Raw genomic sequence first — 15664 nt, 5'->3', positions numbered from 1 at the left:
CGACGGGCGTTGCGTTTAAGGGCCGGCATGAAGTTATTCGAAACCTATATCGTACGGCGTGTCGGTATGATGTTCCTGGTGGCGTTGCTGCCAGTGCTCGCTATTATCTGGACGACCCAGGTGCTGCAGCGCATCAATCTCGTGACCGACAGCGGCCAGTCGATCGGGTCGTTCGCAAAGCTTGCGACCCTTATCCTGCCCACGATCATTCCGATCGTTCTGCCTTTCGCATTGGTCATCGGCATCACGCAGACGCTGACGGCGATGAACAGCGATTCGGAGCTTACGGTCATGGAAGCGGCCGGTGCGAGACGAAGCATCATCATCCGCCCGATCATGATTCTTGCCATAGCGATCAGTGTTTTCTCCTTCTTCGTTGATAATGTGGTTGAGCCCAAGGCTCGCGTCGCTGCCCGCCAGATGGTCGCGGAGGCCTATGCCGACCTTCTTTCCACCGTCATCGAAGAGAAGAACTTCCGGCGTATCGAGGATGGTCTTTACGTACAGATCAGCCAGCGCTTGTCGGGACGTATTCTAAAGGGGCTGTTCGTCGTTGACTCCCGCGATCCTGCCTTCGATCTCATCTATTATGCGAAGGAAGGCGCTGTCGATCCGAGCGGCACGTCGCTTTTGATGAAGGACGGCGAAGTCCATCGCAAAACAGCCGATGGCGATGTCTCGATCATAAACTTCGATTCCTATTCCTTCGATCTCTCCGACATGACGCAGAGCCGTGGCCAGGCGACCGTGCGCGCCAGCGACCGTGACCTCGGCTTCCTGTTGAATCCGGATCCGAACGACGCGGACTACAAGGCCAAACCTACCGGCTACCGGGCAGAATTGCACAGGCGCCTCAACGACTGGGCTCTTCCCGCCATATTCGCGCTGATATCGCTCGTCATCGCCGGCGACGCTCGGTCGCATCGCGAAGCACGTCTGCATCCCATGGTGTCGGCGCTGACCATAGCTTTTGCGCTGCGCTGGGCGGATTTCTATGCGGCCAACCAAATCGAGAATGCGCCTAAGTTCATTGGCGTTCTCTACGGCATCAACATCATCTCGGCTCTCATCGCGATCGTGCTGCTGTTCAGAAACCGGAAGATGACGATGCCGGTCTCGATCCGCAACCGGCTCAGCAACTGGAGACAGAAAGTCCAGGATCGCATGCCTGCAACACCCGGCAATTCCAACGGGAGCGGCGCATGATCTTCGGCACACTCGGGCGCTACTTCTTCACTCGCTACATCGTGACGACGTTCTGGTTTTTCCTGGGTGTCATCTCGATCGTCTATCTCGTCGATTTCAGTGAGACCGCCGGCCGACTCGCGGGACTGCCCGGGTATACCGTTCCCCTCGGTTTGGTGATGACGATGGTCAGGTTGCCGTTCATTCTGCAGCAGACCGTGCCGTTCATCGCCCTCTTCGTCGGCATGACGGTGCTGATCGCACTCAACCGGCGCCGCGAACTGGTGATAGCGCGCGCCGCCGGCATCTCGGTCTGGCAATTCATGATGCCGTTCATAATGGGCGCTTTCTGCGTCGGCCTGCTGACCATGTTCGCCCTCAATCCGGTGGCGGCATGGGGCCAGCGACAGGCTGAGACGATGGAAGCCGACCTGCGCGGCGACCCGTCCTATCACAATACACTTTCGGTACCGTGGCTGCGCCAGTCGAACGGCAAAGACGATGTGATCATTGGCGCCAAGGCCGTCCTGAACAATGGAACGACGTTGATGACCGTCGTCTTTATCCACTTCGATTCACAGGGAAATATCGTTCTCCGGCAGGATGCGCAGTCGGCAAAGTTGGAAGATGGTTACTGGCTTCTTAACAATGTCGTCGAACGGCGGCCGGGCGAAATCCCTGACCACAAGAGCTCGGTACAAGTCCGTACGAATCTGAAACAGGATTTCGTCTCACAGCGCCTTGCACAGCCGGAAACCATTGCTTTTTATGATCTTTCTAATCGAATAAAGGTCGCACGCTCCTTCGGCATATCGACCAATGCACTCCAAACCCAATTTCACTCGCTGCTATCGCAACCATTCCTTCTGGTGGCAATGACATTGATCGCAGCAACAGTCTCGTTAAAATTCAGTAGATTCAACCAATCGCGCTCCGTGATTCTGGGTGGAATCCTCTCAGGCTTCGTGCTTTATGTTGTCACCGTGCTTGTAAAGGCATTCGGGAGCAGCGGAGTGGTTCCTCCCTTCGTGGCGACATGGATACCCGTGATCGTCGCATTGGCATTCGGAGCAACGATCCTGCTTCATCAGGAGGACGGCTAAGTGGCGGCAGGCAACCGCAAGAGTATCAGGAAGTTTGTGGGTGCCCTCGTTACGGGCACGGCCGCAAGCGCGTATATCATGAGCCCTGTCGCAGTTTATGCCCAGGCCAACAACAACAATGGCGGTACTGGCGCCGTAACCGCTCCTATCCAGGTCAAGGTACCGGAGGGCTCTAAGCTTGTCCTCTCGTCCAATGAATTAGTCTATAACAAGGACGCGCAGATCGTCACCGCCAGCGGTGCCGTTCAGATCAACTATGGCGGCTATAGAATGGTCGCCCAGAGGGTTGAATATAATCAGAAATCCGGACGGATGACGGCCATCGGCAATGTCGAGCTGATCATGCCGGACGGCAATCGCATGTACGGTGACAAAATGGATGTCACCGACAGCTTCTCGGACGGCTTCGTCAACTCGCTGCGCATCGAAATGCCTGACAACACCCGCATGGTCGCCGAAAAGGGCGAGCGCGTCGGCGGCAATCAGTTGATTCTGACAAAGGGCGTCTATACGGCCTGTATGGCCTGCTCCCAGGAGGGCCGGGCGCCACTATGGCAGGTCAAGGCACGGCGCGTTGTCCAGAACGGCGTGACGCATACCGTGCGTCTCGAGCATGCCCGTTTCGAGCTGTTCGGCCTGCCGATCGCCTATGTCCCGTGGATCGAAGTTCCCGACAATACGGTGAAGCGCAAATCCGGCTTCCTGTTTCCGTCGGTAAGCGTCTCGCAGCACCTCGGTGTTGGCGTGAAGGTTCCATATTATTACGTCATATCGCCCAGCATGGATGCGACGGTCAGCGCCACAGGCTACACCGGCCAAGGCCTGCTGCTCGAGGGCGAGTTCCGTCAGCGCTTTGAAAACGGCACGCATGTCCTGCGTGTCGCCGGCATCAGTCAGATGGATCCCGGCTCATTCACCGCAGGGACCAGCGATGCCGAGCACAAGACGCGCGGCATGATCAGCTCCAAGGCGGACTTCAAGATCAATCCCCGCTGGACGTTCGGCTGGGATGTCACGGCGCAGAGCGACAACAATTTCTCGCGTACATATGGGCTCGAGGGTCTCAGCCAGAGCACCCATACCAACGACATCTACCTGACCGGTCTCGGAAAGCGCAATTATTTCGATATGCGCGCTTTCTATTACGACATCCAGGATGCCGACAACAACAGCACTGCGGAAAAGCAGCAAGCCGTCGTTTATCCGAGCATCGACTATCATTACGTCGATCCGAAGTCGGTCTATGGCGGCGAGTTGTCGGCGACGATGAATCTCACGCATCTGTCGCGTGACAAGGCCTCTGTGCTCGACAACGTCAACAACCTTGGCGACGCCAGCCTGAACGACCGCTTCCTTGGTCTTTCCGGAAGCGACACGCGCCTCAGCACCGAAGTGCAGTGGCAGCGCACCTTCACCACCGATGGAGGCCTTGTGCTGACACCGTTGGCAGCCGCGCGTGGGGACGTCTACGGCCTCGGCATGGATTCGCCTACCGGCCAATATTCCGGCAACTACGACACCAGCGATTACGCGACGCGTGGCATGGTGACGGCCGGCCTCGAAGCCAAGTACCCGTTCCTCATCACGACGAGCAACAGCACGCATGTGTTCGAGCCGATCGCGCAGATTTATGTGCGCCCGGACGAGCAACTTGCCGGCCAGCTGCCCAACGAGGATGCCCAGAGCTTCGTTTTCGACGCAACGAACCTGTTCGACCGTGACAAGTTCTCCGGCTTCGACCGTATAGAAGGCGGCACGCGCGCCAACGTCGGTTGGCGCTACACGGGCAGCTTCGACAACGGCTACAAGTTGCAGCACATCTTCGGCCAGTCGTACCAGCTTGCCGGTCGCAACTCCTTCGCAACCCCCGATCTGGCGGGTGTCGGCGCAGATTCGGGACTTGAAACAACCCGTTCCGACTATGTCACGATGTTCGGCCTGACGACGCCGCAGGGCATCTCACTGTCGACATCCTATCGCTTCGACGAGAAGAACTTCGCGTTCCGCCGCGGCGACACATCGGTCGGTTTTGCGAACGATATATTCCAGACGAATTTGATCTACACCCATATTACTGCTCAGCCGCAATATGGTTTCACGAGCGATCAGGATGAAATCCAGACGCGCGCGCAGATCAAGTTCAAGGAATACTGGTCGGTCTTCGGGACGGTAAGCTACGATATCAACAACAGCCAGGTCACCCGTCAGGGCATAGGCCTGTCTTACGAGGACGAATGCACGATCCTCAGCATTTCGTTCCTGAACAAGAAGGACACGACCGATCAGTCGGCAAGCAATTGGTCCGTCGGTGCCCGGCTGACCTTCCGCACGCTCGGGGACGTCAATCTCGGTAGCGTCCAAGACGCAACGTTCTGATATCTAGGAAAATTGCAAAGAGCCGGCTTCACAGCCGGCTCTTTCATTTTGAAACGGATCATCATTCCTCGCGTCATTGTTTCGCCGCAAGGATTTTGCAATTCATCGCGCTTGATGTAGACATGTGGCGCAAAGTTGCCTTATGGCGCCAATGGCGTTCCGATTTGGCACATGCCGACAAGAAAGACCTTTGGGAAGGGGTAGTTGATGTTTTCTGGAAAGACACCGATGCGCGCTCTGCTGTTCGGAGCCGCGGCCCTGGTTATGGCAAGCTTCGCCGTACCGAGCAGCGATGTTGCTTTCGCGGCAAGTGAGGTAAAGGTCGTTGTCAACAACCAGGTCATTACATCAGGCGACATTGCGAAGCGCGTCAACTTCCTCAAGTTGCAGCGCCAGAAGGGCGATCTTGCCAAAATGGCGAAAGAGCAGCTCATCGATGAGACGCTGAAGCGTGCGGAAATAGCGCGTCTGCGCATGTCGGTGTCTACGACGGAGGTCGACGCTGCCTTTGGTCGTTTCGCCGCCAGCAACAAGATGTCGCCACAGCAGCTCAGCCAGATCCTCGACAAGATGGGCGTGGGCGTCGACCACTTCAAATCCTACATTGCCATTTCCATGAGCTGGCCGCGCGTGGTGAATGCCCGCTTCGGTTCGAGCAACCGCATATCGAACGACGACCTCGTGACCCGCATGACGGAAAACAAGTCGAAGCCGGTCACGACCGAATACTTCCTGAAGCAGGTCATTTTCGTCGTTCCGACGGCGAAGCGGAACGCGATCCTGAATTCGCGCAAGGCCGAGGCTGAGGCGTCGCGCTCCAAATTCCCAGGTTGCGATCAGGCGAAGGTGTTTGCTGCGACCATGCGCGATGTTTCCGTTCAGGATCTCGGCCGCGTTCTGGCACCGGAAGTTCCGGAAATCTGGAAACCGTTGCTCGAAAAAGCCTCGGGCAATACGACAAGCTCCGTCGTGACGGACCGCGGTGTCGAATATATCGCGATCTGCTCGCAGCGTCAGGTGAATGATGACGTCGCAGCCGCGGCCGTCTTCCGTGCCGAGGATATCGGCAAGAACAATGCCAAGGGCGTCAACCCCAACGACAAGAAGTACATGGACGAACTGCGCTCCAAGGCGCAGATTGTCGATCGCTGACCGCTGCCTATGCCCTCGCGCTCTTCCATGCCCCTGGCGCTGACGCAAGGGGATCCGGCAGGCATAGGCCCCGATATCACGCTGGCCGCCTGGCTCCGCCGCGGCGAGCTTGGTTTGCCGCCCTTCCTGTTTCTCGGTGATGCGGGCGTTCTCGCGGCGCGAGCCTCCCAGCTAGGTCTCGACGTGCCTTTGCAAGAGGCCGACCCCGCTACCGCCTGCGATGTTTTCCATGATGCCCTGCCGATCCTGCCGATCGAGGCCGGTATGAATGTTATCGCCGGTCAGCCGCACGTCGGCACGGCAAAGGGAACGATCGCCGCTATTGAAATGGCCGTCTCCCTCAGCATGAGCGGCAAGACTTCCGCTGTTGTCACGAACCCGATCGCCAAGTCCGTACTCTATGACGCCGGCTTCGGCTTTCCGGGCCATACGGAGTTCCTGGCGGATCTCGCAACGCGCGCGACCGGCAAACGGGTCATGCCCGTCATGCTTCTGGCCGGTCCCAAGCTCCGTGCCATTCCGGTCACGATTCATATTCCACTGAAGGACGTGCCGCAGGCACTGACGTCCGATCTCATCATCGAGACCTGCAGAATTACCGATCACGATCTGCGCAGCCGCTTCGGCATCTCCAAGCCGCGGCTGGCGGTTGCGGGCCTCAACCCGCATGCCGGCGAAAACGGCGCCCTCGGCAAGGAGGATGACGACATCATCCGTCCGGCGATCGACGTTCTTCGCAGCGAGGGGATCGATGCCTTCGGCCCCCTTCCCGCGGATACGATGTTCCATGACGAGGCCCGCCGCCGATACGACGTCGCCATCTGCATGTATCACGATCAGGCCCTGATCCCGGCCAAGGCGCTCGGCTTCGACGATTCCGTCAATGTCACGCTCGGGCTGCCGTTCGTCCGCACCTCGCCGGACCACGGCACGGCCTTCGGCATTGCCGGCAAGGGGATCGCCAAGGAGGACAGCCTGGTGGCCGCTCTGAGGCTCGCCAACGAGATCAGCGGCAAGACTGGAAGCGATCACTGATGGCTGCACTTGACGGCTTGCCGCCTCTTCGCGACGTGATCCAGCGTCATGGCCTCGATGCGCGCAAGGCGCTTGGCCAGAATTTCCTTCTCGATCTGAACCTGACCCAGAAGGTCGCGCGCACCGCCGGCTCGCTTGAAGGCGTTACCGTATTCGAGGTTGGGCCAGGGCCTGGCGGGCTGACGCGCGCCATTCTGGCGCTTGGCGCCGCCAAGGTTATCGCCGTCGAGCGCGATTCACGCTGCCTGCCGGCGCTTGCTGAGATCGCCGATCACTATCCTGGCCGGCTTGACGTGATCGAGGGCGATGCCCTGAAGACGGATTTCGCTGCAATGGCACCGGAAGGTCCTGTCAAGATTATCGCCAACCTGCCCTACAATGTCGGCACCCAGCTGCTGGTCAACTGGCTTCTGCCGGCGCACTGGCCGCCCTTCTGGCAGTCGCTGACCCTGATGTTCCAGAAGGAGGTCGGCCAGCGGATCGTTGCGCAGGCAGATGATAATCATTATGGCCGGCTTGGCGTTCTCTGCGGCTGGCGCACGGAGGCGCACATGGCCTTCGACATATCTCCACAGGCCTTCACGCCGCCGCCAAAGGTGACGTCTTCGGTGGTGCATCTGACGCCGAGGGAAAATCCCATCCCCTGTGCCGTCGACAAACTGGAAAAGATAACGCAAGCCGCTTTCGGCCAACGCCGTAAAATGCTGCGTCAGAGCCTGAAGCCGCTCGGCGGCGAAGCGTTGCTGCTGAAGGCCGATATCGATCCGCAACGGCGTGCCGAGACGCTCTCCGTCGAAGAGTTTTGCCGATTGGCAAACTGCCTTTGATCGGATCAGAGCTTCCGATCAGCCTCAGCGCTTCGGCGTTTCTTCCAGCAAATCTCGAACGAAATCGAACATGCCGTGCCGGCGATCGCGGCGCAGGCGCTCGGCCTTGACGATCGACTGCACGGCGTCGAAGGCGACGTTAAGGTCATCGTTGACGATGACGTAGTCGTATTCGCGCCAATGCGCGATCTCGGCGCGGGAATTGGCGAGACGCATGGCGATGACCTCTTCCGAATCCTCGGCGCGGCGATGCAGGCGCGATTGCAGCTCCGTCATCGTTGGGGGCAGCACGAAGATGGAGACGACGTCCGCCGGCATCTTTTCCTGCAGTTGCTGGGCGCCCTGCCAGTCGATGTCGAAAAGCATGTCACGCCCTTCGGCCATCGCCGTCTCCACCGGTTCGCGCGGCGTGCCATAAAAATTGCCATGCACCTCGGCCCATTCGAGCAGCGAGTCGGAATCGCGAAGTCGCTCGAACTCGCGCTGCGAAACGAAATGATAATGCACACCTTCAATTTCGCTCGGCCGGCGCTGCCGCGTCGTGACGCTGACGGAGAGGCTTACCTGCTTATCCTTGTCCAGCAGGGTACGCGCGATCGTCGATTTGCCTGCACCGGATGGCGAGGAAATCGCGAGCATCAGCCCCCGGCGGGCAATCGGAATGGATGTGGATGTCGCCGGCTTCATAGCCTACTCCAAATTCTGGACCTGTTCGCGGAACTGATCGATGACCACCTTCAGTTCGATGCCGGCTGCGGTAACCGCGGCGGTATTCGACTTCGAACAGATGGTATTCGATTCCCGGTTAAATTCCTGTGCAAGAAAATCGAGCTTGCGGCCGACGGGGCCGCCTTTGGAAAGGAGATCGCGCGCCGCCGCCACATGAGCCTTCAGGCGGTCGATCTCCTCGCGAAGATCGGCCCTGGTGGCGAGAAGGGCAGCCTCGGCATGCAGCCTGTCGCGATCGAGGCCCGACGAGCCGTCCAGAAGCGTGGCAACCTGTGCCGCCAGCCTCACGGCGATCTCCCGCGGTGAGCGCGAGGGATCTTGCTCGACCACAGCTGTCAGCGCCTCGATGGTTGCGACCTGACCGAGCAGGATCTGGCCAAGCGCCCGGCCTTCCCGTCCGCGCATGTCGCTGAGATCGCCAAGGGCCTCCTCAAGACCGGAGATGATGTCGGCGTCGCGTGCCGCAAGCACTTCTTCGCCTTCTTCAGCCTCCTTGAACTCGACAAGCCCACGAACAGCCATGAGGCTATCCAGCCTCAGAGGCGCGGGATCGACGATGCCGGCAAGCTGATCGCGCAGCGCCAGCACGGCCGCCAGCGCCTCCTGGTTCACCACGACCTCCACCCGGCTTTCCTCGACGGATAGCGACAGGCCGACCTGCAGGTTGCCGCGCGAAAACCGGTCGGCAATCAGCTTGCGGACATCGGTTTCCAAACGCTCCAGTCCTGGCGGCAACCGCAGGCGGACATCCAGCCCCTTGCCGTTCACCGACCGCAATTCCCATGCCCAGCGACTGCGCCCGCTCGTACCTTCACGCCGGGCAAAACCCGTCATGGACTGCAATGCCATGCAAGCCTCCGATAATTCCTATCCATAATCCGCTGAAAATCATCGGATTATGGACCAATGTAAAGTGAATCCGCACCACCGCTTCAATGAAGCCATGGCGCAGCAAGGATCAGTTCGTCTTCTTTTTCTGCTGGGTGCCCGAACCGGTAGTGGTTGCGGCAGCGTCATCGGGCTGACCGTCAACCGCGATGGTGCTCGGATCTTCACCCTTTTCGGCGGCAAGCTTGCGCCAGCGCTTGACGTTGGCGTTGTGCTCTTCCAGCGTCGCGGCGAAGACATGGCCGCCCGTGCCATCCGCCACGAAGTAGAGATCCTGGCTCTTCCAGGGGTTGGCGACGGCTTCCAGTGCATCCTTGCCGGGATTTGCGATCGGCGTCGGCGGCAGGCCCTTGATGATGTAAGTGTTATAAGGCGTCTCTTTCTTCAGATCCGACTGGTAGATCGGGCGATCGGAAGGCTTCCCCTCCCCGCCGAAGAGACCATAGATGATCGTCGGATCCGACTGCAGGCGCATGCCCTTGCCGAGACGGTTCAGGAAGACGGAAGCGACATGGGCGCGCTCATCCGCCAGACCGGTTTCCTTCTCGACGATGGAGGCCAGCGTGACGAAATCCTGCTTGTTCGCCAGCTGCAGGTTCGGGTCGCGCTTATCCCAGATCTGCTCGACCAGCTTGTCCTGCGCGGCCGCCATCTGCTGGATAATTTCCGTGCGCTTGGTGCCGCGCGTGAACTTGTAGGTGTCGGGCCTCAGGCTGCCCTCCCCCGGCAGTGCCGATGGCAAGTCACCTTCGAGCACGGGATCGGCCTGCAGCTTGTTGAAGATCTGCCGCACGGTCAGACCCTCGGGCAAGGTGACCGAATAGAGGATGGATTTGCCCGATTTCAGCAGTTCCATGATGTCCTTCATGGAAGCGCTCGCCTTGATCTCGTATTCGCCGGCCCGCAAGGTTTCGCCGTCATGCAGATAAGTGGTCGTCAGCCAACGGAAGATGCGCTGGTCGCTGATGATGTTATTGGATTCGAGACGATTGGCTATTTCGTTCAAACCCGCGCCGTTACGGACGATGAAATTCGTATTGGTCGTCAGCGGGCCTGGGCTCTGGTAAACAGAGAAAGCATAATACGTGCCTGCTACGGCCGCGACGACGACGAAAATCGCCAACGTCATCAGGAAGTTCAGGAAGATCACCATCTGGCTGCGGGCTTTGCGTGAACGCTTCGGCGGATCCGGAACACGCTCCGGACGCAGGGCTTCGCTTGCCGATTTCGGTATGATCGGCCCCTTCTGTCCGTTCGGAGTTCCGTTGCTCTGGTTCGTATCGCTCACCGGCAATCCCTTCCTTTTCGTGATTGCCTGCTCTTTGGCCAAGCAATGCGGCAAAAAACAGGTTCAGAGGATAAGGCGGAGCCGTATGAAGCTTCGCCTTCGACCGATCAGACATTACCGCGGCGCATCCCCGGGATGCATGGGGCGCGATAAAATTCGAGGACAGCGCGCAGGCTTGCCGAAGAGCATTCCCGCTTTCGCAGTTACGCGCTGTTATTATGCCTCATAACGGCGCAGGACAAGCGATGCGTTCGTGCCGCCGAACCCGAAGGAGTTGGACAGTGCGACATTGACGTCCCGCTTGCGGGCCTTGTGCGGAACAAGATCGATGGCGGTCTCGCGTTCCGGATTGTCGAGATTGAGCGTTGGCGGAACGATATTGTCGCGAATGGCGAGTGTGGCGAAGATCGCCTCGATCGCACCGGCGGCCCCGAGCAGATGGCCTGTCGCCGACTTGGTGGACGACATGGAGATGCTGGACGCGGCATCGCCGACCAGCCGCTCGACGGCGCCGAGTTCGATCGTGTCGGCCATGGTCGAGGTGCCATGTGCATTGATATAGTCGACATCCGCCGGCGTCAGACCGGCGCGCTTCAAAGCCGATGTCATGCAGCGGAATGCACCCTCGCCGTCCGCAGACGGAGCGGTGATGTGATAGGCGTCGCCGGAAAGGCCGTATCCCACAACTTCGGCGTAGATCTTGGCGCCGCGGGCCTTGGCGTGTTCCAACTCTTCCAGAACAACGACGCCAGCGCCCTCGCCCATCACGAAGCCGTCACGGTCGCGGTCATAGGGGCGCGAAGCTCTCTGCGGGTCGTCATTATATTCCGTCGACAGCGCCTTGCAGGCGGCAAAGCCGGCAAGCGAGATACGGCAGACCGGAGCTTCGGCGCCGCCCGCGACCATGACATCGGCATCGCCCAGCATGATCAGGCGGGCCGCATCGCCGATGGCATGCGCACCGGTCGAGCAGGCCGTGACGACGGCGTGGTTCGGGCCGCGCAGCTTATGACGGATGGAGACCTGGCCGGAAACGAGATTGATGAGACGCCCGGGAATGAAGAAGGGCGAGATGCGGCGCGGGCCTTTGTCGCGCAGCGTATAGCCGGCCTCGACGATACCTTCGAGGCCGCCGATGCCGGAGCCGATCATGACGCCGGTCGCGATCTGGTCCTCGTCCGTGGCCGGGTGCCATTCGGCGTCTGCCAGCGCCATATCGGCAGCTGCCATGCCATAGATGATGAAGGGGTCGACCTTGCGCTGCTCCTTCGGCTCCATCCAGTCGTCAGCATTGAAAGTGCCGTCGGTGCCGTCGCCAAACGGAATGCGGCATGCGATCTTCGCGGCGAGATCCTCGACCTCGAATTCGGTCACGAGGCGCGCGCCGTTGTGCCCGGCGATCAAACGCGACCAGGACACCTCCGTGCCGCAGCCCAAAGGTGATACCATGCCGGTACCCGTGATAACGACACGTCTCATCGCCCTCAGACCCCCGTCTTCTTATGATGATATGCGTATAAATATGGTGCGCCCGACGTCGCGGGACGAAATAGGGCGGACTCTTGAGCCCGCCCATTCAAAAAGTACGAAAGATTAGGCCTGAGCCTTCTCAATGAACTTTACCGCGTCGCCGACCGTCAGGATCGAGTCAGCAGCGTCATCGGGGATTTCAACGCCGAATTCTTCTTCGAAGGCCATGACCAGTTCGACCGTGTCGAGCGAGTCCGCACCCAGATCGTCGATGAAGCTTGCGCTTTCAACGACCTTGTCGGCGTCAACGCCAAGATGATCAACAACAATTTTCTTTACGCGTTCTGCGATATCGCTCATGTCGGTTTCCTCGACCTTATGTCCTGATCAGAATGCCCTGTGACATCCCTACCCTAATTCAAGCCTGCAGCACCTGTTCTGGCGCCGCTGGCAAACCCGTACAACCCGGCGCTGAGATCCGGCCGAGCCGCCAAAAGCGCGGCGCCGTCCGTCTGCATTTTCGGGACGACTGTTCACAGTCATGGCCCGCTTAACACGGTTTAAGTCCGTCGCAAAGCCAGAAAATAGCCGGCTCCGGGTTGCTCAACATGCTATTGGAAGGAAAGTTCCCTCCAATAGCAATTCCCTTTAGATCATTGCCATGCCGCCGTTGACGTGGATCGTCTGGCCGGTGACGTAGCTGGCTTCGGAGGACGCAAGATAGGCGACCGCGGAAGCGACTTCCGCGCCGTTGCCCATGCGCTTCATGGGAATGGCACCCATGATGGCTTCCTTCTGCTTGTCGTTCAGCTTGCCGGTCATGGCGCTCTCGATGAAGCCGGGGGCGACACAGTTGACGGTGACGTTGCGGCTCGCGATTTCCTGCGCCAGCGACTTGGTGAAGCCGATCATGCCGGCCTTCGAGGCACAATAATTGGCCTGGCCGGGATTGCCTGTCACGCCGACGACGGAGGTGATGTTGATGATGCGGCCATAGCGGCGGCGCATCATCGGATGGGTCAGCTCGCGTGTCAGCCGGAAGACGGCGGTGAGATTGACTTCCAGTACGGCATCCCAGTCCTCGTCGCTCATGCGCACGAACAGGCCGTCCTTGGTGATGCCGGCATTGTTGACGAGAATATCGACGCCGCCGAGCTCTTCTTCGGCCTTGGCACCGAGCGCCTTGACCTCGTCGCGATCCGACAGATTGGCCGGGAAGATCTTGACGCGGTCGCCCAGCTCGGCGGCCAATGCCTCCAGTCTCTCGACGCGCGTGCCATGCAGGCCGACAATGGCGCCCTGCTTGTGCAGGAGCCGGGCGATCTCTTCGCCGATGCCGCCGGATGAGCCGGTTACCAGGGCCTTGCGGCCGGTCAAATCAAGCATGTTTGTCCCTCGTTCCTTAATCTCTGTCAGCCGAGCAATACGCCAAGCGCCGTGTCGATATCAGCAGCATTGTTGACGGCGATGCCGTTGACCGATTTGTCGATGCGACGCGCCAGGCCCGTCAGCACCTTGCCGGCGCCAATTTCATATAATGTTGTCACATTGTTGGCAGCAAACCATTCCACCGTCTCGCGCCAGCGCACCTGGCCGGTGACCTGCTCGACGAGCAGCCTGGCGATCTCTTCGGCATCGGTCACCGGAGCGGCCTTGACATTGGCGATGACGGGCACGACCGGATTGGCCTTGGCAACGCCGGCCAGCGCCTCGCGCATCGCCTCTGCGGCCGGCGCCATCAGCGCGGAATGGAAGGGGGCGGAAACCGGCAGGAGGATGGCGCGCTTGGCGCCCTTGGCGGTTGCCAGCTCGGCTGCCTTCTCGACGGGCGCCTTCTCGCCGGAAATAACGATCTGGCCGCCGCCATTGTCGTTGGCGATCTGACAGGCGCCCAGCGCGGAAGCTTCGGCACAGACGGCGGCGACATCGGCATGTTCGAGCCCGATGATCGCAGCCATGGCGCCGACGCCAACGGGGACTGCCGCCTGCATGGCGTTGCCGCGAATGCGCAGCAGCCGCGCTGTATCGGCGAGCGAGAAGGTGCCGGCGGCGCAGAGCGCCGAATATTCGCCGAGCGAGTGGCCGGCGACATAGGAGACCTTGCTCTTCAGATCTAGGCCGCGGGCCTGCAGAACACGAATGACGGCGAGCGACACGGCCATCAGCGCCGGCTGCGCATTGGCCGTCAGCGTCAGTCTGTCTTCCGGGCCATTGAAGATGACGTCGGAGAGCTTTTCACCGAGCGCTTCATCAACTTCCTCGAAGACGGCGCGCGCTTCGGCGAAATTGTCGGCAAGGTCCTTGCCCATGCCGACGGCCTGGCTGCCCTGGCCGGGAAATGTGAAAGCAACAGTCATTATCAAGCGTCCTTTTGGGGTCGTTTCGCTTCCCAATGACATTGTTTGCGGCGGAGTCAATAGCGTAAACCCCGCAGCCAACGGCTTTTGCGCTCGCGGGACGCAGCGATTTTCTTCTTGCGCTCGCTCAATTCACGCCTAAATTCTCGCAACTCTCTTCATCATGAATTTCCCCTATCTCCAAGGTTTTCCCATGAAATATAAGAATTTAGGCCGCACCGATATTTCCGTTTCGCAAATTTGCCTGGGCACGATGACCTGGGGCACGCAGAATAGCGAAGCCGAAGCGCATGATCAGATGGATTACGCTCTCCATAAAGGCGTCAATTTCTTCGACACCGCCGAAATGTATCCGACGACGCCCGTCGGCGCGGAGACCCAAGGCCGTACCGAGGAGTATATCGGCACCTGGTTCGAAAAGACCGGCAAGCGCAAGGACGTCGTGCTCGCCACCAAGGTCGCCGGCCCTGGGCGCGACTATCTGCGCGGCGGCCAGGGCGCGGATGCCCCCAATATCCGCGCGGCGATCGACAGCAGCCTGAAGCGGCTGAAAACCGATTATATCGACCTCTATCAAGTTCATTGGCCGAACCGCGGCCATTTCCACTTCCGTCAGAACTGGCGCTACAACCCCTTTACGCAGGACCGCGAGAAGGCCGTCGCCGATATCACCGAGATCCTGGAGACGATGGGCGAGATGGTGAAGGCCGGCAAGATCCGCGCCCTCGGCCTTTCCAACGAGACGACCTGGGGCATCCAGAAATATCTGACGATTTCCGAACAAAAGGGCCTGCCGCGCGTCGTCTCCACGCAGAACGAATACAATCTGCTCTACCGGCATTTCGATCTCGATCTGGCCGAGCTTTCGCATCATGAGGATGTCGGCCTGCTCGCCTATTCGCCGCTCGCCGGCGGCATCCTCAGTGGCAAATATGTCGGCGGTGCGCGGCCTGCCGGCTCGCGCGGCTCGATCAACCACGACATCGGCGGCCGCCTGCAGCCGCTGCAGGAACCCGCGGTCAAGGCTTACCTCGAGATCGCCGCCAAGCACGATCTCGACCCGTCCAAGCTGGCGCTCGCCTATTGCCTCACCAAGCCGTTCATGACGTCAGTGATCATCGGCGCCACGACGATGGCGCAGCTCGAGACCGATATCGCCGCAGCTTACGTGACCTTGCCCGCGGAGGTACTGGCCGAGATCGAGCAGGTCCACCGGAAGTATCCGATGCCGATGTGAGGCGTAGCAAATGGACA

14 protein-coding genes are annotated in these 15664 nt (G+C 59.9%); 7 read left to right on the top strand and 7 right to left on the bottom strand.

What is annotated here, in order from left to right; genetic code table 11:
* Positions 1–27 precede the first annotated feature (27 nt).
* From FHT28_RS04565 to rsmA, 6 genes are all read left to right on the top strand, one after another.
* Complete coding sequence (locus FHT28_RS04565; RefSeq protein ID WP_168595702.1) at positions 28–1206, top strand: LptF/LptG family permease; 1179 nt, start codon at positions 28–30, stop codon at positions 1204–1206.
* Positions 1203–2288 (top strand): LPS export ABC transporter permease LptG, encoded by a 1086-nt coding sequence (gene lptG / locus FHT28_RS04560; protein ID WP_047552874.1) that lies wholly within the window; start codon positions 1203–1205, stop codon positions 2286–2288. Before FHT28_RS04565 ends, lptG begins: the two co-directional genes overlap by 4 nt.
* Positions 2289–4664, top strand: a complete 2376-nt coding sequence (locus FHT28_RS04555) for an LPS-assembly protein LptD (RefSeq protein WP_037193989.1) — start codon at positions 2289–2291, stop codon at positions 4662–4664.
* Positions 4665–4871: 207 nt separating this feature from the next.
* Positions 4872–5816: a peptidylprolyl isomerase gene (locus tag FHT28_RS04550; protein ID WP_037193987.1), complete on the top strand. Its 945-nt coding sequence runs from the start codon at positions 4872–4874 to the stop codon at positions 5814–5816.
* Between the two features lie 9 nt (positions 5817–5825).
* Positions 5826–6851, top strand: a complete 1026-nt coding sequence (gene pdxA, locus FHT28_RS04545; RefSeq protein WP_047552871.1) for a 4-hydroxythreonine-4-phosphate dehydrogenase PdxA — start codon at positions 5826–5828, stop codon at positions 6849–6851.
* Positions 6851–7678: a 16S rRNA (adenine(1518)-N(6)/adenine(1519)-N(6))-dimethyltransferase RsmA gene (gene rsmA, locus FHT28_RS04540; RefSeq protein WP_037193983.1), complete on the top strand. Its 828-nt coding sequence runs from the start codon at positions 6851–6853 to the stop codon at positions 7676–7678. The genes pdxA and rsmA overlap by 1 nt, the downstream gene beginning before the upstream one ends.
* A gap of 24 nt (positions 7679–7702) precedes the next feature.
* Here rsmA and gmk read toward each other — a convergent pair whose 3' ends face one another.
* The 7 genes from gmk to fabD all read right to left on the bottom strand — a co-directional run bounded on the left by gmk (position 7703) and on the right by fabD (position 14410).
* The gene (gene gmk, locus FHT28_RS04535) at positions 7703–8365 is read right to left on the bottom strand and encodes a guanylate kinase (RefSeq protein ID WP_034507754.1); all 663 of its coding nucleotides are present in this window, start codon (positions 8363–8365) and stop codon (positions 7703–7705) included.
* A 3-nt stretch (positions 8366–8368) separates the two neighbouring features.
* Positions 8369–9256 carry a YicC/YloC family endoribonuclease gene (locus FHT28_RS04530; RefSeq protein ID WP_037193980.1) on the bottom strand — a complete coding sequence of 296 codons (888 nt, stop codon included), beginning with the start codon at positions 9254–9256 and terminating at the stop codon, positions 8369–8371.
* A 109-nt stretch (positions 9257–9365) separates the two neighbouring features.
* Positions 9366–10583, bottom strand: coding sequence for an endolytic transglycosylase MltG (gene mltG, locus FHT28_RS04525; RefSeq protein ID WP_037194404.1), 1218 nt, complete (start codon positions 10581–10583; stop codon positions 9366–9368).
* 216 nt (positions 10584–10799) lie between these two features.
* Positions 10800–12062, bottom strand: coding sequence for a beta-ketoacyl-ACP synthase II (gene fabF, locus FHT28_RS04520; RefSeq protein ID WP_037193978.1), 1263 nt, complete (start codon positions 12060–12062; stop codon positions 10800–10802).
* 114 nt (positions 12063–12176) lie between these two features.
* Complete coding sequence (locus FHT28_RS04515; RefSeq protein ID WP_004122114.1) at positions 12177–12413, bottom strand: acyl carrier protein; 237 nt, start codon at positions 12411–12413, stop codon at positions 12177–12179.
* 288 nt (positions 12414–12701) lie between these two features.
* Positions 12702–13439: a 3-oxoacyl-[acyl-carrier-protein] reductase gene (gene fabG / locus FHT28_RS04510; protein ID WP_037193973.1), complete on the bottom strand. Its 738-nt coding sequence runs from the start codon at positions 13437–13439 to the stop codon at positions 12702–12704.
* A 26-nt stretch (positions 13440–13465) separates the two neighbouring features.
* A complete protein-coding gene (fabD, locus tag FHT28_RS04505; RefSeq protein WP_037193971.1) occupies positions 13466–14410 on the bottom strand; it encodes an ACP S-malonyltransferase in 945 nt (314 codons plus the stop codon).
* A 193-nt stretch (positions 14411–14603) separates the two neighbouring features.
* Between fabD and FHT28_RS04500 the strand changes: the two genes are divergently transcribed.
* Positions 14604–15647, top strand: a complete 1044-nt coding sequence (locus FHT28_RS04500; RefSeq protein WP_168595701.1) for an aldo/keto reductase — start codon at positions 14604–14606, stop codon at positions 15645–15647.
* The last annotated feature ends 17 nt before the right edge of the window (positions 15648–15664 follow it).

Origin of the sequence: Rhizobium sp. SG570 (assembly GCF_012275345.1) — a bacterium.
Lineage (GTDB): Bacteria > Pseudomonadota > Alphaproteobacteria > Rhizobiales > Rhizobiaceae > Rhizobium > Rhizobium lusitanum.
The sequence above is the reverse complement of the archived record's forward strand: the minus strand, read 5'-3'. Positions and strand labels throughout refer to the sequence as shown.